This is a genomic window from Microbacterium sp. TW_SC_2, assembly GCF_055361165.1.
Window position 1 is genome coordinate 1,020,107 of sequence record NZ_CM143952.1, and the last position, 20,473, is coordinate 1,040,579.

Annotated in this window: 21 protein-coding genes and 1 tRNA gene; 12 read left to right on the forward strand and 10 right to left on the reverse strand. The window is 69.9% G+C overall.

Annotated features, from left to right (window positions below; all coding sequences use genetic code 11):
• Nucleotides 1-15: 15 nt before the first annotated feature.
• The 3 genes from ACWA14_RS04745 to ACWA14_RS04755 all read left to right on the forward strand — a co-directional run bounded on the left by ACWA14_RS04745 (nucleotide 16) and on the right by ACWA14_RS04755 (nucleotide 3,490).
• Nucleotides 16-1,536, forward strand: a complete 1,521-nt coding sequence (locus tag ACWA14_RS04745; RefSeq protein ID WP_463796336.1) for an NAD(P)/FAD-dependent oxidoreductase — start codon at nucleotides 16-18, stop codon at nucleotides 1,534-1,536.
• A 304-nt stretch (nucleotides 1,537-1,840) separates the two neighbouring features.
• Entirely contained in the window at nucleotides 1,841-2,659 is an 819-nt protein-coding gene (locus ACWA14_RS04750) for a cation-transporting ATPase (protein ID WP_463796337.1), read from the forward strand.
• 63 nt (nucleotides 2,660-2,722) lie between these two features.
• Entirely contained in the window at nucleotides 2,723-3,490 is a 768-nt protein-coding gene (locus tag ACWA14_RS04755; protein WP_463796338.1) for a DedA family protein, read from the forward strand.
• Here the strand turns inward: ACWA14_RS04755 and ACWA14_RS04760 are convergent.
• Nucleotides 3,461-3,533, reverse strand: a tRNA-Leu gene (locus ACWA14_RS04760). The two genes, ACWA14_RS04755 and ACWA14_RS04760, sit on opposite strands and share 30 nt — an antisense overlap.
• A 133-nt stretch (nucleotides 3,534-3,666) precedes the next feature.
• Here ACWA14_RS04760 and ACWA14_RS04765 point away from each other — a divergent pair.
• The 3 genes from ACWA14_RS04765 to ACWA14_RS04775 all read left to right on the forward strand — a co-directional run bounded on the left by ACWA14_RS04765 (nucleotide 3,667) and on the right by ACWA14_RS04775 (nucleotide 6,883).
• Nucleotides 3,667-4,914 (forward strand): type III PLP-dependent enzyme domain-containing protein, encoded by a 1,248-nt coding sequence (locus ACWA14_RS04765; protein WP_463796339.1) that lies wholly within the window; start codon nucleotides 3,667-3,669, stop codon nucleotides 4,912-4,914.
• Nucleotides 4,911-6,224: a D-arabinono-1,4-lactone oxidase gene (locus tag ACWA14_RS04770; protein ID WP_463796340.1), complete on the forward strand. Its 1,314-nt coding sequence runs from the start codon at nucleotides 4,911-4,913 to the stop codon at nucleotides 6,222-6,224. Before ACWA14_RS04765 ends, ACWA14_RS04770 begins: the two co-directional genes overlap by 4 nt.
• Nucleotides 6,225-6,316: 92 nt before the next feature.
• Nucleotides 6,317-6,883: a LemA family protein gene (locus tag ACWA14_RS04775; RefSeq protein ID WP_463796341.1), complete on the forward strand. Its 567-nt coding sequence runs from the start codon at nucleotides 6,317-6,319 to the stop codon at nucleotides 6,881-6,883.
• 21 nt (nucleotides 6,884-6,904) lie between these two features.
• On the opposite strand, the gene ACWA14_RS04780 is transcribed toward ACWA14_RS04775, so the two are convergent.
• Together ACWA14_RS04780 and ACWA14_RS04785 are read right to left on the reverse strand one after the other, a co-directional pair.
• Nucleotides 6,905-7,837 (reverse strand): hypothetical protein, encoded by a 933-nt coding sequence (locus ACWA14_RS04780; protein WP_463796342.1) that lies wholly within the window; start codon nucleotides 7,835-7,837, stop codon nucleotides 6,905-6,907.
• Nucleotides 7,834-9,129: a winged helix-turn-helix domain-containing protein gene (locus ACWA14_RS04785; RefSeq protein ID WP_463796343.1), complete on the reverse strand. Its 1,296-nt coding sequence runs from the start codon at nucleotides 9,127-9,129 to the stop codon at nucleotides 7,834-7,836. Before ACWA14_RS04785 ends, ACWA14_RS04780 begins: the two co-directional genes overlap by 4 nt.
• Before the next feature lie 116 nt (nucleotides 9,130-9,245).
• On the opposite strand from ACWA14_RS04785, the gene ACWA14_RS04790 reads away from it, so the two are divergent.
• The gene (locus tag ACWA14_RS04790) at nucleotides 9,246-10,442 is read left to right on the forward strand and encodes an AI-2E family transporter (protein ID WP_463796344.1); all 1,197 of its coding nucleotides are present in this window, start codon (nucleotides 9,246-9,248) and stop codon (nucleotides 10,440-10,442) included.
• Complete coding sequence (gene ilvA / locus ACWA14_RS04795; protein ID WP_463796345.1) at nucleotides 10,439-11,668, forward strand: threonine ammonia-lyase; 1,230 nt, start codon at nucleotides 10,439-10,441, stop codon at nucleotides 11,666-11,668. The genes ACWA14_RS04790 and ilvA overlap by 4 nt, the downstream gene beginning before the upstream one ends.
• 72 nt (nucleotides 11,669-11,740) lie before the next feature.
• Here the strand turns inward: ilvA and greA are convergent, their stop codons facing one another.
• Both greA and ACWA14_RS04805 read right to left on the reverse strand, forming a co-directional pair.
• Nucleotides 11,741-12,229, reverse strand: coding sequence for a transcription elongation factor GreA (gene greA, locus ACWA14_RS04800; RefSeq protein ID WP_463796346.1), 489 nt, complete (start codon nucleotides 12,227-12,229; stop codon nucleotides 11,741-11,743).
• Between the two features lie 96 nt (nucleotides 12,230-12,325).
• On the reverse strand, nucleotides 12,326-12,712 hold the full coding sequence (locus tag ACWA14_RS04805; protein ID WP_463796347.1) for a DUF4307 domain-containing protein: 387 nt from the start codon (nucleotides 12,710-12,712) through the stop codon (nucleotides 12,326-12,328).
• 68 nt (nucleotides 12,713-12,780) lie between these two features.
• On the opposite strand from ACWA14_RS04805, the gene ACWA14_RS04810 reads away from it, so the two are divergent.
• The gene (locus ACWA14_RS04810) at nucleotides 12,781-13,065 is read left to right on the forward strand and encodes a hypothetical protein (protein WP_463796348.1); all 285 of its coding nucleotides are present in this window, start codon (nucleotides 12,781-12,783) and stop codon (nucleotides 13,063-13,065) included.
• Nucleotides 13,066-13,070: 5 nt separating this feature from the next.
• Here the strand turns inward: ACWA14_RS04810 and trhA are convergent, their stop codons facing one another.
• Nucleotides 13,071-13,799 (reverse strand): PAQR family membrane homeostasis protein TrhA, encoded by a 729-nt coding sequence (trhA, locus tag ACWA14_RS04815; protein WP_463796349.1) that lies wholly within the window; start codon nucleotides 13,797-13,799, stop codon nucleotides 13,071-13,073.
• Nucleotides 13,800-13,895: 96 nt separating this feature from the next.
• On the opposite strand from trhA, the gene ACWA14_RS04820 reads away from it, so the two are divergent.
• From ACWA14_RS04820 to ACWA14_RS04830, 3 genes are all read left to right on the forward strand, one after another.
• On the forward strand, nucleotides 13,896-14,675 hold the full coding sequence (locus ACWA14_RS04820) for an isoprenyl transferase (RefSeq protein ID WP_463797358.1): 780 nt from the start codon (nucleotides 13,896-13,898) through the stop codon (nucleotides 14,673-14,675).
• A gap of 52 nt (nucleotides 14,676-14,727) precedes the next feature.
• Complete coding sequence (locus ACWA14_RS04825; protein WP_463796350.1) at nucleotides 14,728-15,858, forward strand: aminotransferase class V-fold PLP-dependent enzyme; 1,131 nt, start codon at nucleotides 14,728-14,730, stop codon at nucleotides 15,856-15,858.
• Nucleotides 15,859-16,017: 159 nt separating this feature from the next.
• Entirely contained in the window at nucleotides 16,018-17,400 is a 1,383-nt protein-coding gene (locus ACWA14_RS04830) for a PhoH family protein (RefSeq protein WP_463796351.1), read from the forward strand.
• Nucleotides 17,401-17,538: 138 nt separating this feature from the next.
• Here ACWA14_RS04830 and ACWA14_RS04835 read toward each other — a convergent pair whose 3' ends face one another.
• From ACWA14_RS04835 to ACWA14_RS04850, 4 genes are read right to left on the reverse strand one after another with little or no spacing between them, the layout of a single operon-like run.
• A complete protein-coding gene (locus tag ACWA14_RS04835; RefSeq protein WP_463796352.1) occupies nucleotides 17,539-18,933 on the reverse strand; it encodes a class II fumarate hydratase in 1,395 nt (464 codons plus the stop codon).
• Complete coding sequence (locus ACWA14_RS04840) at nucleotides 18,930-19,589, reverse strand: carbonic anhydrase (protein ID WP_463796353.1); 660 nt, start codon at nucleotides 19,587-19,589, stop codon at nucleotides 18,930-18,932. The genes ACWA14_RS04835 and ACWA14_RS04840 overlap by 4 nt, the downstream gene beginning before the upstream one ends.
• Nucleotides 19,586-20,230: a DUF4245 family protein gene (locus ACWA14_RS04845; protein ID WP_463796354.1), complete on the reverse strand. Its 645-nt coding sequence runs from the start codon at nucleotides 20,228-20,230 to the stop codon at nucleotides 19,586-19,588. Before ACWA14_RS04845 ends, ACWA14_RS04840 begins: the two co-directional genes overlap by 4 nt.
• Nucleotides 20,227-20,457 (reverse strand): exodeoxyribonuclease VII small subunit, encoded by a 231-nt coding sequence (locus tag ACWA14_RS04850; RefSeq protein WP_463796355.1) that lies wholly within the window; start codon nucleotides 20,455-20,457, stop codon nucleotides 20,227-20,229. Before ACWA14_RS04850 ends, ACWA14_RS04845 begins: the two co-directional genes overlap by 4 nt.
• Between the last annotated feature and the right edge of the window lie 16 nt (nucleotides 20,458-20,473).

A 20,473-nucleotide genomic window follows, 5' to 3' on the forward strand; every position in this document is an offset into this window, starting at 1 on the left:
AAGGAGTTCTTCCCTGTGCCCAAGATTCTGATCGTCGGTGGCGGCTACGCCGGTTTCTACACCGCCTGGAAGCTCGAGAAGCACCTCCGCAAGGGTGAGGCCGAGGTCACCATGGTCGACCCGCTGCCGTACATGACCTACCAGCCGTTCCTCCCCGAGGTCGCCGCCGGATCGATCGAGGCGCGCCATTCCGTGGTCGCGCACCGTCGTCACCTGAAGCGCACCCACGTGGTGACGGCGAAGATCACGAACATCAACCACGCCGAGAAGGTCGCCACGATCACGCCGCCGCTGGGCGAGCCGTACGAGTTCGCGTACGACCAGATCGTCGTGACCGCCGGCGCCGTGTCGCGCACGTTCCCGATCCCGGGGATCGCCGACAACGCGATCGGACTGAAGACCATCGAAGAGGCCGTCGCGATCCGCGACCGCCTCATGTCGAACTTCGACAAGGCGGCATCGCTGCCCGCCGGCCCCGCGCGGGACCGCCTGCTCTCGGTCGTCGTCGTCGGTGGTGGCTTCGCCGGCATCGAGGTGTTCGCCGAGCTGCGCTCGCTCGCCTCCTCTCTCGTGAGCAAGTACCCGCAGCTGCGCTTCGAGGACACGCACTTCCACCTGATCGAGGCCATGGGCCGCATCATGCCCGAGGTGTCGCTGCAGACCAGCGAATGGGTGCTCAAGGACCTCGCCAAGCGCGGCGCCAACGTGCACCTCGACACGCAGCTCACCAGCGCGGTCGACGGCAACGTCGAGCTGTCCACCGGCGAGATCATCCCGACCGATCTGATCGTCTGGACCGCCGGTGTCATGGCGAACCCGACGGTCGTGCGCGGCGGCGATCTGCCGATCGAAGAGCGCGGTCGCATCCAGACCCGCGCCGATCTGCGCGTCGGCACCCCCGAGTCCTTCGTCGAGGGCGCGTGGGCCGCCGGAGACGTGTCGGCGGTTCCCGACCTGTCCGGCGGTGGCGTCGGCGGCTTCTGCGTCCCGAACGCCCAGCACGCCGTGCGCCAGGCGAAGCTGCTCGCGAAGAACATCGTCGCCGTGCTGCGCGGTGAGGACCCGAAGGAGTACTTCCACAAGAACCTCGGCGCCGTCGCGGGGCTCGGTCTGTACAACGGCGTGTTCCAGTCCGGCAAGATCGCGCTCAAGGGCTTCGTCGCCTGGGTCGCGCACCGTGGTTACCACGGTCTCGCGATGCCGACGTGGGAGCGCAAGTTCCGCGTGGTCTGGGGCTGGTGGAACAACCTGTGGCTCGGCCGGGATCTCGTGAACCTCGAGACCGTACAGAACCCGCGCTACGTGTTCGAAGAGTTCGCTGCCCGACCGCGTCCCGCCGCGGATGCCGCGGCCGCTCCGGCTGCGGCGAAGGCTCCGGCTACCGAGAAGGCCCCGGCTGCCGAAAAGGCTCCGGCTGCCGAGAAGGCGCCCGCGAAGAAGGCCGCGACGAAGAAGGCTCCCGCGGGGAAGGCTCCGGCTCCCGCGACGACCGACCCGGTCGAGCACGCCGCCGCCACGGAGGCAGCCGCGAAGTAGCTCTCGACAAGATCGAACGGTCCCGCGCCTCGGCGTCGGGGCCGTTCGTCGTCTCCGGGCAGGAACGGGCGATGCGCATGCACAGGATTCATAGCTCCGCCCGATAATCTCGCACTCAGCAGGGGAGTACTCCCGTCTGCGGCGACGTCGTCATTACGGACATGAGATCGTGTCCCGGCTCGCCGGCCCCGCGGGGTGGAGGAGACCTGGTGTCCGCACTCGCGGGCAGCCACGGCATCCCCTCGCGACTCGCTCTCGCGGAGACTCCGTGGCCGTCCACTCGCCACACGAAGGAATCACCGCCATGGCCTCATTCTCCCGTCTGATCGGACTCGCAGCGAAGGCGATCGAGAAGCACGCCGCTTCTGGGTCCACCGACTCCCCGCACCGCCCCGCCGCTTCGGCGCCGCATCGGTCGGCGCACGGTCAGCCCTCGTCGTGGCAGCCGGCGCGCTCGGCGGCCCCGGACGCCTACGCCCCACCGCCCGCTGCGGGCTCCGCGCCGGCGGTGTCGGATGCCGACCGTGCCGCGATCGCCCGCTACGACTACCTGCTGCAGACCGCAGATCCGCACCGCGTGGAGCAGATGCACCGAGAGGCGTTCGCGCGCCTCACCCCCGCGCAGCGCGCTCAGGTCCAGGCGCGCATGCAGGCCGAACTCGCTCCCGGTGAGCGCCCCGCCTCCGCCTCTCCCGAGGACCTCGCCCGGGCGGCCGGCCGCACGGAGGCGGCCAGGCCCGGTCGGATGCGCGCGCTGCTCGCCCGCGTGCGGGGAGTCGGCGCCGCCGGAGCGGTCGGCGGCGCCGCGGTCGGCGTTCTCGGCGCCGTCGCCGGGGGTGCCGTGCTGAGCACGGTCGCCGCACCGCTGCTCGAGCAGGCCGCGGGGCTCGGGGTCGACTTCGACGCCCTGGCGCAGGGGCTCGACATCGAGTCGCTCGCGCAGGGTATCGATGTCGGCGCTCTCGCTGAGGGAGTCGACACGGAGGCGGTGACCGGAGCCGCCGAGGGCCTGCTCGGATCTGCGGGCGAGACGTTCTCGGGTCTCGGAGAGACGGCGAGCGGGTGGGGCGAGCGTCTCGGCGATCTCGGCATCCCCGGCATCAAAGACCTCTTCGGACGCTGAACACAGGACGACGGCAGGTCCGTCGGTTAGCATGACCGCACAGCCCCCGACAGAGACGAGCCCATGAGACCCGCCGCTGCCCTCGCGACCGACGCCGACCACGGCTTCACCGGCCTGACCGGCTTCGCCGCCGACGTTCTCACCTCTCTCGGCGACATCGGGGTGGGACTCCTGGTATTCATCGAAGTCCTGGTGCCTCCGATCCCGAGCGAGGTGATCCTGCCTTTCGCGGGATACCTCAGCCAGAGCGGCGACCTGCATCTGGGGTGGCTCATCTTCTGGAGCACGCTGGCGTCCTGGCTCGGCGCGCTGCTGCTGTACGGACTGGGAGCCGCGATCGGGATGGAGCGCGCCGTGCGGGTGATCGCCGCGACGCGACTCGTGAGCCGCTCCGATCTCGACCGCGGCTCGAGCTGGTTCGTGCGCAGCGGCGGGTGGACCGTGCTGGTGGGCCGCATGGTGCCCGGCGTGCGCAGTCTGATCTCGATCCCCGCCGGTGCGTCGGGAATGAACCTGGTGCGCTTCAGCATCTACACGATCATCGGCAGTGGTCTCTGGAACGCGATGCTGATCGGTGTCGGCGCCGCACTCGGCACGCAGCATGAGCAGCTCGAACAGTACCTCGGGTACCTCGACTACGTGGTCTACGGGGCGATCGCGATCGCGGTCGTCGTGCTGATCGTCCGGCGCGTGCGGGAGGGGTCCGAGCCGCGCTCGGAGGCGTCCCGCGCCGATGCGGCGACGATCGACGCGATGGATGATGCCGAGAACGACGCCGTGAACGTCGGCGCCGGAGACGAGTACCCCCGGTCGGACTCGAACCGACACTGAAGCGATTTTAAGTCGCCTGCCTCTGCCATTGGGCTACGGGGGCGTGGTCCCGGCCAGCCTAGCGGGGGCAGCGCGGGCCGGATCCGGTTCCGACGGTGGTCGGGCACCGCCCGTCCGCCGGACACTCGGTCCCGCGAGGGGTGATTCCCGGTGTACCCAGGTCGTAGGGTGGGGGAGTGCTCGACCTCACCGCCGAACTGAGCCCCGTCTCGGGGATGCCGTCCGTGTCTCCCGAGTGGGAGGATCCCGCGCGGTACTGGCCACGGCTTTCCGCAGCGACCGGGCATCTGCCCGCACCCGTCGCGGTGATCGACCGCGAGGCCCTGCGCTTCAACGCGATGGATCTGCTGGTGCGCGCAGGCGGTCTTCCGATCCGCGTCGCCTCGAAATCGGTGCGCGTGCGTGCCGTGCTGGATGCCGTGCTGGCGCTGCCCGGCTACCGCGGCATCCTCGCCTTCACCCTCGCGGAAGCGCTCTGGCTCGCGCGGGACCACGACGACATCGTGCTGGGCTATCCGACCGTGGACCGTGCGGGGCTCGCGGAGCTGTTCGCCGATGAGCAGGCCGCCGCGCGCATCACGCTCATGGTCGACGATCCCGTGCATCTCGACGTGATCGACAGCGTGGCCGCGCCCGGTGCACGTCCCGAGGTGCGGGTCGCGATCGACGTCGACGCCTCGTGGCGCTCGGCGATGCTCGGCCATATCGGCGTCCGGCGGTCGGCGCTGTTCAGCGCGGGCGAGGTCGCCGCGTTCGCACACCGCATCGTCGCTCGACCGGGGTTCCGTCTGGTCGGGCTGCAGATGTACGACGCGCAGATCGCCGGTCAGGGCGATGACGCGGGGATCGACGCCCCGCTCATCCGCATGGTGCAGGCGCGCTCGCGCGGGGAGCTGCGGGAGCGGCGAGCCGCCATCGCCGAGGCGGTCACCGCGGTCGTCCCGCTGGAGTTCCTCAACGGCGGGGGCACCGGCTCTCTGGAGTTCACCGGGAGCGACGAGTCGCTCACCGAGGCGAGTGCCGGCAGCGGTCTCCTCGGCGGCCACCTGTTCGACGGCTACCGCTCGTTCCGGCCGGCCCCGGCAGCCGCCTTCGCGTTCGACGTGGTGCGCCGCCCGACGCCCGACATCGCCACGGTCCTCGGGGGCGGCTGGATCGCCTCGGGGCCCGCGGTCGCCTCGCGTCAACCACGGCCGGTGTGGCCCGAGGGCCTGCGCACGCTTTCTCGGGAAGCCGCGGGAGAGGTGCAGACGCCGCTGCAGGGCCGAGCGGCGGCCGCCCTCGGGGTGGGTGATCGCGTGTGGTTCCGGCACGCCAAGAGCGGTGAACCCGCCGAGCGGATCGCGAGCTACCAGCTCGTCTCGGGCGAGGAGATCGTCGGCGAGCTGCCGACGTACCGGGGTGAAGGGAAGGCGTTCCTGTGACGCGGATCGGCGGCATCTGGCAGAACTGGGCGCGCTCGGCGTCGGTGCGACCCGCACGGGTGGAGCGTCCGCGCAGCCCGGAGGGCGTGCAGCGCGCGGTGATCGCGGCCGCGGCACAGCGGCTCCCGATCAAGGCGGTGGGCGCAGGACACAGCTTCAGCGGCATCGCGGTCGCTCCGGGAGTGCTGCTCGAACTCGACGACCTGCAGGGGGTCGTGAAGGTCGACGCCGCACGCGCACGTGTGACGCTGCTCGCCGGCACTCGTCTGCACCGCATTCCCACGCTCCTCGCGCCGCACGGGCTCGCGATGGAGAACCTGGGCGACATCGACCGGCAGTCGATCTCGGGCGCGATCTCCACAGGGACCCACGGCACCGGTGCCGGCTTCGGAGGACTCGCGGGCCAGGTGGTCGGACTCACCCTCGTGACCGCGTCGGGCGATCTCCTGCGCGTCGATGAGACGCAGAACAGTGAACTCCTCCCTGCCGCGGCGCTGGGACTCGGTGCTCTCGGCATCATCACCGAGGTGACGCTGCAGTGCGTTCCCGCCTTCCGCATGCACGCGGTCGATGAACCGCTGCCCCTCGGGGAGGTGCTGTCGACCCTCGCCGCCCGCGTCGCCGAGTACGACCACTTCGAGTTCTACTGGTTCGCGCACACCGACGTGGCGCTCACGAAGCGGCAGACGAGACTGCCGGAGTCCGCCGTGCGTCGGCCGCTCCCGGTCGTCGGCCGGTGGATCGATGAGACCCTGCTGTCGAACGGTGTCTACCGCGCAGCGTGCGCCGCGGGCCGGGTCGTACCGGCGATCACTCCGCCGTTCAATCGTCTCGCCGTGAAGCTCACGGGTGATCGCGAGTACACCGATCACTCGCACCGGGTCCTGACCCAGCATCGCGGCGTGCGTTTCCGCGAGATGGAGTACGCGCTGCCGGCCGAGAGCGTCGAGCCGGCGTTCCGGGCCGTGCAGGAGCTGATCGCCCGGCGCGGGTGGCGCATCGAGTTCCCGATCGAGGTGCGTTTCGCCGCCGGCGACGATCGCTGGCTGTCGACCGCCTACCAGCGCGCGACCGGCTACATCGCGGTGCACCGCTACTGGCGCGCGGATCCGACCGAGTACTTCGGAGCCGTCGAGGAGATCATGCGCGCGCACGACGGCCGCCCGCACTGGGGCAAGCTGCATACGCTGGACGCCGGGCAGTTGCGCGAGGGCTACCCGCGTTTCGACGACTTCCTCGCACTCCGCGAGCGCATGGATCCGGAGCGCCTCTTCGGCAACCGCCACCTGGAGCGCGTGCTGGGAGCCTGACGCCGATCCGTCCGCCCGGCGGCCGTCACGCCCGGTGAACGTGCAGACAGCGCGGATAGGATGGGACAAAACGAGGAAGGGTGGGGCCTCTGATGGAATGGCTTGTGCCGGTACTGATCGTCGTGGGTGTGATCCTGCTGGTCGGGATCTATTTGTGGGCGACGTACAACTCCCTGGTGCAGCTGAACGTGCGCGTCGATGAGGCGTGGAGTGGTATCACGGTGCAGCTCAAGCGGCGGGCCGACCTCATCCCCAATCTCATCGAGACCGTCAAAGGGTACGCGTCGCATGAGAAAGCCGTCTTCGAGAACGTCACGCGCGCACGCGCCGAGACGCTGAATGCCAGCGGTCCCGGCGACGCCGGTATCGCCGAAGGCCACCTGCAGCAGGCGCTGCGCAGCCTCTTCGCCGTCGCCGAGGCCTATCCGCAGCTCCAGGCGAGCCAGAACTTCCTGCAGGTGCAGCAGGCGCTGGTGGACACCGAGGACAAGATCCAGGCGGCACGACGCTTTTACAACGGTGGCGTGCGCGAGCTCAACACCAAGATCAAGGTCTTCCCGAACAACCTGTTCGCCAAGGGGCTCGGCTTCACGGAGCGCGAGTTCTTCGAGGTCGCCGACAGCGGTGCGATCTCGGAGCCCCCGCGCGTGCAGTTCTGACCCGGGATCGGGCGCGGAGCGTCACCAGACCGTGAGCTCGATGCCCTTCGTCGTGAAGGCCACGTCGCCCCGCACGGTCCAGGACTCCGTGCGATAGGTGATCGTGCGGGCCGATCCGTCGTGACCTGTCCCGTCCACGGTCGCGACCAGCACCCCGCCGCCGGCCGTGAAGGCCGTCGGGGTCAGTGACACGGTCGGGAGGGTCTCGATGCGGAACGCGACGTCGGTGACCTCGCGGAAATCGACACCCCAGGGGATGCGGATGCCGCATCCTTCGGGCGTCGCGCCACCGTCCGACGCCGAATCGCCTTCCGCCGTGCACGTCTCGAGGTGCTCGTCGAGGACGTCTTGGGCGGCGTCGGTCGCGGCCGCGCGCACCTCGACGTCGATCTCGACCGCGGTGGTCTCGCCCGGCAGCAGGGCGGCGGTGGTCCCGCCCTCGAGCAGCGCGGACGGGGCGGCGGCGACGTCGTAGACGGCGGGCAGCAGCGCGAGGGGCTTCTCGGCGGAGACCGCCACCTCTCCGATCACCACAGCGGATCCCGTGCTCATCCGGACGTCGAGGAGTGCCAGCGCGGACGAATCGAGACGCCAACCGCCGTCGCGGCGTTCGAGCGTCAGCGTGGCCGTGCGGTCGCGATCGCCCATCCGGAAGGACACGTCGGCGGTCGCCGAGCCGCCGCGCTCCTCGACGCCGACCACGGCGGCGTCATCGATGAACGATGACGCGCCGGCGAACACCGCCCGCGCGTCATCCGAGACGCTCACGCCCGTCGACACGACGGCATCGGCGTCGCCGACGGTCAGTGCCTGCAGGTAGGCCCGCGTGGTCTCCTCCGCCGAGGGCGATCTGCTGGCGGTCTGCCAGGCCCAGATCCCGGCCACGGTCCCGGCTGCGACGAGCAGCACGATCCCGGTGCCGATCGCGAGCAGCCATCCGCGGCGTCGCGTCATGACAGCGACTCTTCCGCGCGGACTCCGCCGTCGTCCCCTCGGTTCTCGCGCCGGTGGATGTGACGGCGCACCGCCCCACCGCCCAGGCCGACGAGCGCGTGGTGCACGGCATCCGCTGCATCGCCCCACCCCGACACCGAGACGTGCGCGAGTCCCTGCCACGCCGCGGCCAGTGCCAGCTCGCGGGCGATCGGCTCGGCATCGCCCGCACGGGCCTGCGGCTCCCACCACGCGGACTGCACCTGCAGCGTCGACTCCTGTCGGTCCGCCTTGAGATCGACGCGGGCGACGATGCGGTCGCCGACGAGGACGGGCAGTGAGTAGTAGCCGAAGCGCCTCTTGTCCGCCGGGACGTAGATCTCGATGCGGTAGTCGAGCGCGAAGGTGCGCAGCGCACGGTCACGGAACCAGACCACGGGATCGAACGGCGTCAGCAGTGCGGCGCCCCGGATCCCGCGGGGGAGCACGGCGTCGCGGTGACGCCAGGTCGGGAGGGGGCGGCCCCCTCGTTCCCACCCGCGCACGTGCACGGGCAGCAGCTCGCCCGCGTCCGTCAGCTCCCGGATCGCCTGCGACACGGTCGTGGTGTCGCGGATCCGGTAGTAGTCGGCGAGGTCGGCCCGGGTGGCGACGCCGGAGGAACGTGCCGCGCGCGCGATCAGCGTGCGGATCGCCTCGGCGCGCGGAATCTCGCGGGAGCGGACGGCACCGGGGATCACGTGCTCCGCCAGCGCGTAGGTGCGCTCGAAGCCCTTCCGTCCGCTGATCGCCACATCGCCCGTGCGCCAGAGATGCTCCAGGGCGAGCTTCACGTCGTCCCAGTCCCACCACGTGCCGCGCTCACGGGGTGCATCCGCACGCAGATCGACGGGCCGCAGCGGTCCGCGGTCGCGGAGTTCGTCCTGCACCCACCCGACCGTGCGGGCGTTGCGCGTCATCCACGAGTCCTCGCCGGCCCAGCGACGCCGGAAGTCGTCCATGCGGAAGCGCCACAGCGGCCAGTCCTCGACCCGGATGAACGTGGCCTCGTGCGCGAGGTATTCGACGTAGTGCGTGGTGCGGGAGAGGAAGACCCGATCGAGCAGCGCCGGATCGTACGCGCCCAGACGCGAGAACATCGGGAGGTAATGCGACCGCGCGAAGACGTTGACGGAGTCGATCTGCAGCACGCCGAGCCGCTCCATCGCACGGTGGAGGTGCCGGCTCGAGACGGTCGCAGGACGCGCGCGACCGAACCCCTGCGCGGCCAGCGCGAGACGGCGCGCCTGCGCGGGGCTGAGAGTATCGGTCACGTCGTCAGGGTACCCGCGGGCAGCGACATCGGGCGCCGACGACGACCGTCATCGAAGCGTGCTCGGGCTGTCGGCGACGGCATCGAGCGACCCCGGGATCGCTCTAGACTTGGGCGATGAGTGATGAGCGGCGATCCTGGCTGACGGAACTGTTCCGACCGCGCCCGGACTCGCCCGACCGCACCGTCACGACCGAGGCGGATGAAGCCGTGCCGCTCGCGCTGCGCATCACGGCGGGGTACGCCTGGCGACTGCTCCTGATCGCGGCCGCGCTCGGCGTCTTCATCTGGCTCGTGATGCTGCTCAAGCTCCTGGTCATCCCGCTCATGGTCGGCATCCTGATCACCGCGCTCCTGTGGCCGGCGTTCGGATTCATGCTGCGACACCGGTTCCCGCGCTGGATCGCGATCGTCATCTCGCTGCTCGGCACCGCCGCGATCGTCACCGGTCTCGTCTGGCTCGTCGTCTGGCAGGTCAGGCTGGAGCTCCCCAAGGTGCAGGCGAGCTCGGCCGAGGCCTTCCAGCAGTTCCAGGTCTGGCTCCACGAGGGGCCCCTCAGTCTCTCCGACACCCAGATCGCCGACTACCTCGACCAGGGCCTCGCCTTCCTCGACGAGCAGGCGCAGGCGCTCTTCACCGGCGCGCTCGCGATCGGCACCACCGTGGGGCACGTGGTCACCGGCGCCCTGTTGTCGCTCTTCATCCTGATCTGCCTCCTCGCCGACGGCGGGGGCATCTGGCGGTGGACCGTCAGGATCTTCCCGCGCCGCGCACGTCCTGCTGTCGACGGCGCCGCGCGCAACGGATGGGCGACCATCGTCAACTACGCCCGGACCCAGCTGTTCGTGGCGACGATCGACGCGATCGGCATCGGCCTGGGCGCCTTCCTGCTGCAGGTCCCGCTGGCGCTGCCGGTGGCCGTGCTGGTGTTCCTCGGCTCGTTCATCCCGATCGTCGGCGCGGTCGCGACCGGCGCGGTCGCGGTGTTCCTCGCCCTGGTCTACAACGGCCCCTGGATCGCCCTGTGGATGCTGCTGGTGGTCCTGGCCGTGCAGCAGATCGAGGGGCACATCCTGCAGCCGATCATGATGGGTTCGGCAGTGAAGGTGCACCCGCTCGCCGTGGTCCTCGTGGTCGCGGGTGGGGCGATGATCGGCGGCATCCCCGGCGCGCTGTTCGCCGTGCCGCTGGCCGCGTTCCTCAACGTGGCCGCGGTGACCATCAGCACCGGGTCCTGGCGCACGGGTGCCGGGCCCAGCGGAGATCTCATCTGGAGCACAGTGCCGCGGGAGCGGCGACGGAGGAATCAATGAGTGCAGTCCCCAGCCTGGCCGAGTTCGCCCGCGCCGCTCAGAGTCTGGCCGAGGTGATCTCGCACACCCCGACGCTGCCTTCTCGCGCCCTGTCCGACGCGCTCGGTGTTCCCGTGCTGCTCAAGATGGAGAACCTCCAGCGCACGGGGTCCTTCAAGATCCGCGGGGCCGCGTATCGCCTCTCCCGACTGACCGCCGAGGAACGCGCACGCGGCGTGGTCGCGGCGTCGGCCGGGAACCATGCGCAGGGCGTCGCCCTCGCGGCGCAGGCACTCGGCATCTCGGCCACGATCTTCATGCCGATCGGGGTGCCCGTGCCGAAGCTGCTGGCCACGCGCGGCTACGGAGCGGATGTGGTGCTCGAGGGAGAGACGGTCGCCACCTCGCTCCGGCTCGCCGCCGAGTTCTCGGAGCGCACCGGGGCCGTGCTCATCCCGCCGTTCGACAACCGCGACGTGGTGATCGGGCAGGGCACCCTCGGGCTCGAGCTGCTGGAAGACGCCCCCGACGTCGACACGATCGTGCTCAGCATCGGCGGCGGCGGACTCATCGCCGGTGTCGCCGCCGCGGTGAAGGCGCGGGCGGCCGAGCTCGGCAGAACCGTCAGGATCATCGGCGTGCAGGCGGAGAACGCCGCCGCCATGGCGCCGTCGCTCGAGGCGGGGATGCCGGTCGACATCGTGACGCGTCCGACGATCGCCGACGGCATCCTGGTCTCGCGTCCCGGCGCGATCCCGTTCGACATCATCCGTGAGCACGTCGACGAGATCGTCACGGTGTCCGACGACGACCTCGCCCGCGCGATCCTGGTGCTCCTCGAGCAGTCCAAGGTGGTCGTGGAGCCGGCGGGCGCCGCGGGCGTCGCGGCCATCCTCGCCGGCAAGATCACGCCCACGGGCACCACGCTCGCCGTGCTCTCCGGCGGCAACATCGATCCGCTCCTGCTGCAGCGCGTGGTCTCGCACGGGCTGGCGGCCTCCGGTCGCTACCTGACCATCCGCGTCCCCCTGCCCGATCGTCCCGGCCAGCTGGCGCGCGTCTCTGAGCTCATCGCCGCCGCGGGGGCCAACGTCATCGAGGCCATGCACACGCGTCACGGGCACGGTCTGCAGATCAGCGATGTCATCCTCGAGCTCAGCGTCGAGACACGCGGGCCGGAGCATTCGCAGCACACGCTCGACACCCTGCGGCTCGCGGGCTTCGAGCCGATCATCGTGCCCGACTGATCCCCCTGAACCACGGCAACGCAGAGGGCCCCTCCGACCACGGTCGGAGGGGCCCTCTGCTGTCTCGCGCGATCAGCCCGTGTACGTCTCGACGTTCACGATCTCGACGGTGATCGAGCGGCCGTTCGGAGCCTCGTACGATGACTTCTCGCCCACCTTGAGACCGAGGATGGCCTGTCCGAGGGGGCTGGCCTCGCTGTAGACGTCGTGGTCGCTGCCGGCCGCGATCTCGCGGCTGCCGAGCAGGAAGACCTCTTCGCCGCCGGCGACGATCGCGGTGACGACCGTGCCCGGTTCGACGATGCCGCGGCTGGCGGGAGCCTCGCCGACCTTGGCGGTCTTCAGGAGGTTCTCGAGCGTGCGGATGCGGGCCTCCTGCTTGCCCTGCTCATCCTTCGCGGCGTGGTAGCCGCCGTTCTCCTTGAGGTCGCCCTCTTCGCGGGCGGCCTCGATGCGCTTGGCGATCTCGTCGCGTCCCGTGGTGGAGAGGTGTTCCAGCTCGGCGACGAGCCGGTCGTATGCCTCCTGCGTGAGGAACGGAACCTGAGCATCGGTGGACATGACGAAGCTCCTTCTATCCGGATCCCGGCCGCAGTCCGCGGGGGATATGCCAAGACGCCCTGGCACGTGCCAGGGCGTCGTCTGTCTGGGATGAGTCTAGGCGACCCAGCAGGTGTTCACCAAACCTGTCGTGGCCTCGCCCACGGTGGGGACGGTGGCCTCGACGGCCCGGGAATGGCTCTCTCCGGCGGCGATCTCGACGAGCTTCCAGCCGACGACGCCGAACTCCTCGTCCAACGCCTCGACGATGCAGACGACGTCCTCGCCCTGCACCCCGGTCACCTGGAATCGCACATCGACCGAGTGCTCGTCGACCAGCTCGTACCCGAGGTCGTCGGCGTCGACGGAGCTCATCGACTGCGCGACGGTCATCCAGCCGAACGCGATCACGAGCACCGCCGCGATCGCGGTGCCGATGATCCACGGTCCGCGCCGGCGTCGGGTGCGGCCATAGCGCTCGTCGAGCTCTGCTGCTGTCGTCACGGGAGGTGTCTTCCGGTCGTTAGGCTGGTGGTTCCAGGTTATGCGACCTGCGCACGAAAGGCCGACACATGTTCGCTCTGTCCGAGACGCCGATGCCGACGCCCACCATGACGGTCGCCCCGGAGGCGGTCACGCCGGGCTTCGTCGGCTTCGCGGCGATCGTGGTCGTGCTGATCGCCGTGATCCTGCTGATCTGGGACATGAACCGTCGGATCCGCCGGGTGCGCTACCGCGAAGAGGTGCGCGAGGAGCTCGATGCGGAGGAAGCCGCCCGTGCAGCGGACGAGGCGACCGAGACCGACGCGGACGTCCCGGTCGTCCGTGACGGGGACGACGACCCGCGAACGACCTGATCGTCTCAGGCGCCCAGCGACGGTGACAGCGGCGCGAGGGTGATCAGCAGGCAGGCCGTCCAGTGGCACAGGAACGCCAGCACGGTGCACACGTGGAAGATCTCGTGGAAGCCGAAGTGGCCGGGCCACGGGTTCGGCTTCTTCATCGCGTAGATCACCGCGCCGCCCGTGTAGAGGAGGCCTCCGACGATGACCAGCACCATCATCGCGACGTTCGCCGCGAGCAGGTCGGCCATGAACATGACCGCCGCCCACCCCATCAGCAGGTACAGCGCCACATAGAGCCACCGCGGGGCGTGGATCCAGAAGACGCGGAACAGGATGCCCACCACGGTGCCGCCCCACACGAGGCTCAGCAGCAGGGTTCCCTTTCCTGGAGGGAGCGCCAACGTCGCCAGGGGTGTGTAGGTGCCGGCGATGAGCAGGAAGATGTTGGCGTGGTCGATCCGCTTCAGGAGGAGCTTCACGCGGGGGCTCCAGGCGAAGCGGTGATACAGCGCCGACATGCCGAACAGCAGCAGCGAGCTCGTCATGAAGACCGCCGCCGCCCACTTCGCCGCCCCGCCCTGGGCGACCACGATCAGCACGATGCCGGCGACGAGCGCGATCGGGAAGGTGGCGGCGTGCACCCATCCGCGCCAGCTCGGCTTGATCTCGACGGCCGCGTCGACCGCGGCGACCTCGAGGAGGGGCAGCTGGGGGAGATCGGGGTCCGAGGAGGAGGGAGTGCTCACGAGGCCACTCTAAGCCGCCGCGCATGCCGGAGGACGCACATACCCTCAGCTTCACCACCGTCGGAAAACGCCGCAGCACGGTAGCGTAAGGAGGTGATTTCACGCGAGAGCTCGGGCCGCGGCCCGCTGTACCGGCTCTACAGCAATCGACTGCGCCGCCAGTTGAATGCGGCGTCGGTGCCGCATCACGTGGCGATGATGATCGACGGCAACCGTCGGTGGGCGCGACAGCTGGGCTACAGCTCCGCCGCGCACGGCCACCGCGCCGGTGCGGTCAAGATGCACGAGTTCCTCGGCTGGTGCGATGAGCTCGGAGTGCGTGTCGTCTCGCTCTACCTGCTGTCGAGCGACAATCTGCGCAAGCGCGACTCCGCAGAGCTCGCCGACCTGATCGAGATCATCGCGGAACTCGCCGATGCGCTCTCGCAGGAGGGCAACTGGAGGGTGCAGCACGTCGGCCGCGCCGACATCCTGCCGCCGGAGCTGGCCCGCGTGCTCGCGGCGGCCGAGGAGCGCACGAAGGATCACACCGGGCTGCATGTCAACCTCGCGGTCGGGTACGGCGGGCGTCATGAGATCGTGGACGCCGTGCGCAGCATCCTGGTCAAGCACGAGGCGTCCGGGGGCACCATGGAGGACCTCGCCGCCCACCTCACGCCCGAGATGATCGGCGAGCACCTGTACACCGGTGGTCAGCCCGACCCCGACCTGGTCATCCGCACGAGCGGAGAGCAGCGTCTCAGCGACTTCCTGCTCTGGCAGAGCGCCCACAGCGAGTTCTACTTCGTGGAGGCGCTCGGGCCCGACCTCCGCGAGGTCGACTTCCTGCGCGCCATCCGCGACTACTCCGACCGCGATCGGCGCTTCGGCCGCTGAGCCCCGCAGCGAGGGCCCGGCGGACGCTTCGGTGACCTGCCAGAATGACGCAGTGGGTACATTCGACGACTATCTCGCCACGTTCGACAACGAACCCGGATACCTGAACTGGGCCGCGTTCGGGCCCCTTTCTCCCTCCGTGCGTGAGGAGATCTTCGCTGACGCGGATCTGCTGGGCAGTGGTCGTCCGTCGTCCCTCGCCCTGGTCGCGGAACGGGTGGCTCAGGCCCAGGAGATCGTCGCCGAGCTGCTGGGCGGGGAGGCGGCCGACGTCACGCTGCAGCCCTCGTCCACCCAGGGCCTCGCGCACGCGCTCTACGGACTGTCCGGAGCGGTCATCAGCTCGACCGCCGAGTTCCCCAGTGTCAGTCTCACTCTCGAACGGGCCGCAGCGGCATCCCACGGGGCGCTCCGGCCGCGCTGGATCACGCCGGCCGACGGGCGCGTGACGCCGGGTGCGGTGGCCGATGCGTTGGACGATGAGGTGACCGCACTGGCGGTGAGCCATGTCGACTTCCGCACCGGCTTCCGCGCGGATCTCGCGGCGCTTCGTGACCTTCTCGGGCCCGACCGACTGCTGATCGTCGACGCGGTGCAGTCCTTCGGTGTGGTCGACGCCGACTTCTCGGCGGCCGATGTCGTGGTCGGACACGGGTACAAGTGGCTGCGTGCCGGTCGTGGTACCGCCTTCGCGCGCTTCGCGCCTCGGGCCCGGGAGCGGATCACGCCCTTGCTCAGTGGGATCGTCGGCACGCTCAGGGACGGGCTCGCGATCGACGAACTCCCGGCAGCGGCGATGTCGGCCAGGGCCTACACCGTGAGCGGTCCGGACACGCTCGCCGCCGGCCGCCTGGCGATCGGGGCGCGCGACGTGCGAGATGCCGGAGTCCCGGCGATCGAGAATCGGATCGCGGATCACGTCGACGCCATCCTCGAGATCGCCGACCGTCACGGCATCGCGGTGAGCTCGCCGCGGGAGCGGAGCCACCGGGCAGGCATCGTCGCACTGGCACCCGACGAGCCCGCCCGTCTCGCCGCGGCCCTCGCGAACGCCGGGGTGGTGGCCACCTCGCGGGGCGCGGCCGTGCGCGTCGCCCCGCATGCGGGGACGGATGCGGGCACCATCCGGCTGCTCGACGACGCGCTCGCCGCGTTCGGAAACGAGACGTTAACCATCACGTAAGAAATTCCTGGCGTGTCGAGCCGCGGGGAATTCGATGATCGGTCGTAACTTCGAGGCATCGGGCACGGAGCCCGGTCGAGTCGGCCTTCAGGTTCGCGACTCGTGGCCCTGGTCGACTCGTTCTCATAGCCGGGATTTCTCCCGGGTCGGGAGTGGGTCGTGACCTCACGTACAGCGCAGCAGTCCACCAGCACCGCGCAGCAGTCCACCCGTAAGACGACGAGGCGGGCATCCTCCGCAGATCCCGATCAGGATCTGCGGACCTATGTCCTCGACACCTCGGTGCTGCTGAGCGATCCGCAGGCGTTCTTCCGGTTCGCCGAGCACTCCGTGGTGCTCCCCGTCGTGGTGATCACCGAGCTCGAGGGCAAACGCCACGACCCGGAGATCGGCTACTTCGCCCGTCAGGCGCTGCGTCACCTCGACGATCTGCGCATCGAGCACGGCCGCCTCGACTTCCCGGTCGAAGTGGGGGAGGGCGGCACGCTCCGCGTCGAACTCGCGAACACGGACTCCTCGGTCCTGCCGGCGGGGATCCGACTGAGCGACAACGACACCCGCATCCTCTCGGTCGCCATGCACCTGTCACAGGACGGACAGGACGTGACGATCGTCTCGAAGGATCTGCCGATGCGGGTGAAGGCCGCCTCGCTCGGCCTGCGCGCCGAGGAGTACCTCGCGGAACAGGCAGTGGACTCCGGATGGACGGGCATCTCGACGCTGAACATCTCGGGAGACGACATCAGCGATCTCTACGAGAGCGAGGTCGGGATCAGTGAGGACGCGCGGGGACTTCCGGTCAACACGGGCCTGATCATCCACTCCGAGCGCGGCTCCGCTCTCGGTCGCATCACCGGTGATGGGGAATACCGACTGGTGCGCGGAGATCGCGACGTCTTCGGCATGCACGGTCGTTCGGCCGAGCAGCGGATCGCGATCGATCTGCTGACCGACCCGGATGTCGGCATCGTCTCACTCGGCGGTCGGGCCGGAACCGGCAAGTCGGCGCTCGCGCTGTGCGCGGGGCTCGAGGCGGTCCTCGAGCGGCAGCAGCAGAAGAAGATCATCGTCTTCCGTCCGCTGTTCGCGGTGGGCGGGCAGGAGCTCGGCTATCTCCCCGGAGACCAGGGCGAGAAGATGGGCCCCTGGGGGCAGGCCGTGTTCGACACGCTCGGCTCCGTCGTCTCCGGGAACGTCGTCGAGGAGATCATCCAGCGGGGTCTGCTCGAGGTCCTCCCTCTGACGCACATTCGCGGGCGCTCTCTCCACGACGCCTTCGTGATCGTGGACGAGGCGCAGTCGCTCGAGCGCAACGTGCTGCTGACGGTGCTCAGCCGCATGGGGCAGAACTCCCGCGTCATCCTCACGCACGATGTCGGACAGCGCGACAACCTCCGTGTCGGCCGCCACGACGGCATCGCGAGCGTCATCGAGACTCTCAAGGGTCACGACCTGTTCGGGCACGTGACGCTGATGCGCTCCGAGCGCTCCGCGATCGCCGCTCTCGTCACCGAACTCCTGGAGGGGGGAGAGCTCAGCTGACGCCCCGGCGGATGCGCGACCCGCAGACACGGGCACGAGGATTCGAGTGATCGCCCCGTGCAGGTGTCGGGGGCACGCCCCGAGAACGACGGATGCCGCAGGGCACAGGGCCCCGCGGCATCCGTCGTCGACCGGTGATCAGCCGGGGTGGGTCATCGACAGCAGATCGAGCTTCTCGTCGAGCTGCTCGAGGGTGAGGTCTCCGCGCTCGACGTAGCCGAGGTCGATCACGGCGTCGCGCACCGTGATGCCCTGGGCGACCGAGTGCTTCGCGATCTTCGCGGCGGCCTCGTAGCCGATCAGCTTGTTCAGCGGCGTCACGATCGAGGGGCTCATGCCGGCGAAGGCGGCGGCGCGCTCCTCGTTCGCACGCAGGCCGTCGATCGTCTTGTCGGCGAGCACGCGAGAGGCGTTGGAGAGCAGGCGGATCGATTCCAGCAGCGCCGTGCCCATGACCGGGATCGCGACGTTGAGCTCGAAGGAACCGGATGCTCCGGCCCATGCCACCGTCGCGTCGTTCCCGATCACGCGGGCGCACACCATCAGCACGGCCTCGGGGACGACCGGGTTGACCTTGCCCGGCATGATCGACGATCCGGGCTGGAGGTCGGGGATGTGCAGCTCGCCGAGCCCGGTGTTCGGGCCCGAGCCCATCCAGCGCAGGTCGTTGTTGATCTTGGTGAGCGAGACCGCGATCGTGCGGAGGGCGCCGGATGCCTCGACGAGACCGTCGCGGTTGGCCTGCGCCTCGAAGTGGTCCTTCGCCTCGGTGATCGGCAGCTCGGTCTCGGCCGCGAGCAGCGCGATGACCTTCTGCGGGAACCCGAGGGGGGTGTTGATGCCCGTGCCCACGGCGGTGCCGCCGAGCGGGACCTCGGCCACGCGGGGGAGCGCCGACTGCACGCGCTCGATGCCCAGGCGCACCTGGCGCGCGTAGCCGCCGAACTCCTGGCCGAGTGTGACGGGCGTGGCATCCATGAGGTGCGTCCGGCCCGATTTGACGGCGGTCTTCCACAGCTCCGCCTTCGCCTCGAGCGCGACCGCGAGGTGGTCGAGAGAGGGGATGAGCGTGTCGATCAGTGCCTGGGTGACGGCGATGTGCACCGAGGTCGGGAAGACGTCGTTCGACGACTGCGAGGCGTTGACGTGATCGTTGGGGTGGACGGTGGCGCCCAGGATGCCCGTCGCGAGGGTCGCGAGCACCTCGTTCATGTTCATGTTCGAAGAGGTGCCCGAGCCGGTCTGGTAGGTGTCGACCGGGAACTCGCCGTCGTGCGCGCCGGAGGCGACCTGGTCGGCGGCCTGTGCGATGGCGTCGGCGATCGCACCGTCGAGCGTGCCGAGTTCCTTGTTCGCGAGAGCCGCGGCCTTCTTGATCCGGGCGAGGGCGGCGATCTGCGTCGATTCCAGCCCCTTGCCCGAGATCGGGAAGTTCTCCACCGCGCGCTGCGTCTGCGCTCCGTAGAGCGCGTTCACGGGCACGCGCACTTCACCCATGGTGTCGTGCTCGATGCGGTATTCGGACTCGGTCATTCCGATGCCTCCTGAGATTCGGGGTCGATGCCCACGGTGATGACGGGCACGGCCGTGCCCTCGGCGAGACGGTAGTTGGCGCCGACGATGCCGAGGCGGCCCTCGTCGACGGCCTTGCTGATGAGCTCGGACGAGTGGAGCAGATCCGCGACGGTGTTGCGCAGGTGCTCGATGCCGACGAGCTCGGCGTCGATCTCGTCGACGGTGGAGCCGCCGCTCTCCGAGAGGACCTTGCGGGCGGCCGGCACGATCGGCGCGATGAGCTTCCAGATGTGCGGCGGGAGGGGAGCGGCGTCGATCGCGGTGCCGTCGATGGCGGCGCGCACGGCGCCGCACGAGTCGTGCGCCAGGACGACGATCAGCGGCACCTTGAGCACGGCGACCGCGTACTCCAGGCTGGCGACGATGGACTCGCCGATCACCTGGCCGGCGTTGCGCACCACGAACAGGTCGCCGAGTCCGAGGTCGAAGATGATCTCGGCGGCGAGGCGCGAATCGGAGCAGCCGAAGAGCGTGGCGACCGGGTTCTGCGCCGCGGCCAGGTGTTTGCGACGTGCGACGTCCTGGTTCGGGTGCCGGGGCTCATCGGCGACGAAGCGACGGTTGCCGTCCTGCATCTGGGTCCAGGCGGCGGCGGGCGTGAGAGCGTGCGTCATGGGACCTCCGAAAGGGCACGGATCTGCGGGACCAGGGTCTCTGCGAGCTGGGCGGTCGAGGCGGCGGAGCGGGAGCCGTACAGCAGCACGTAGTCATCGCCGGCCTGCGTGCCGATCGCGTGGGTGATGTTCTGGCTCGCTCCCGCGCTGCCGGGCTCGAAGACATCCCACTCGAGTCCGTCGATCGAGACGGTGCCGGTGGGGGCGATGCCGTTCAGCCGCTGCGGCGCCCATGCGACGTCTGCATCGAACGCCTGCGCCATGCGCACGAAGCCACGCTCATCCTGCGCGGCCGGGGCGAGGGTGATGTCCCAGACGACGGTCGCTCCGCTCTCGAGGCCGGCGGCGTTCACGCGCCAGAAGTCGCCGAGCTCCGGCACCAGCGCCGGACTGCCCATCGTGGACTCCACGTCTGCCGCGATGCCGGCGACGTCGATCTCCTTCGCGTCCGTCGGCTCGCCGCGCGGCACGATGAGGACGATCACGAGGACGACGGCGAGGGTGACGAGAAGGGCGGCGGCCAGGCTGCGCATGGTCTGGCTCGACCGATAGGCCTTGCTCGATGCGGCCTTGCGAGCGGCCGTCTCCTCCGGGGTCTCCGGCCGACCGAGTTCGGCGACGATCCGGGCGGGCTTGTTCATGAGTCGCTCTCGTCGGAGGCCGAGGCGCGCGCAGCGTCGAGGCGGCGCTTCGCGCCCAGCAGCCATTCTTCGCACCGGGCGGCCAGGGCCTCACCGCGCTCCCATAGTGCGAGCGAGTGCTCGAGGGTCGGAGAGCCCTGTTCGAGCTCTGCGACGACCTTCACCAGCTCGTCTCGGGCGGCCTCGAACGACAGCGTCTCCACGGGGTTGTCGTTCAGCGCGCTCACCCTTTCATCCTACGGC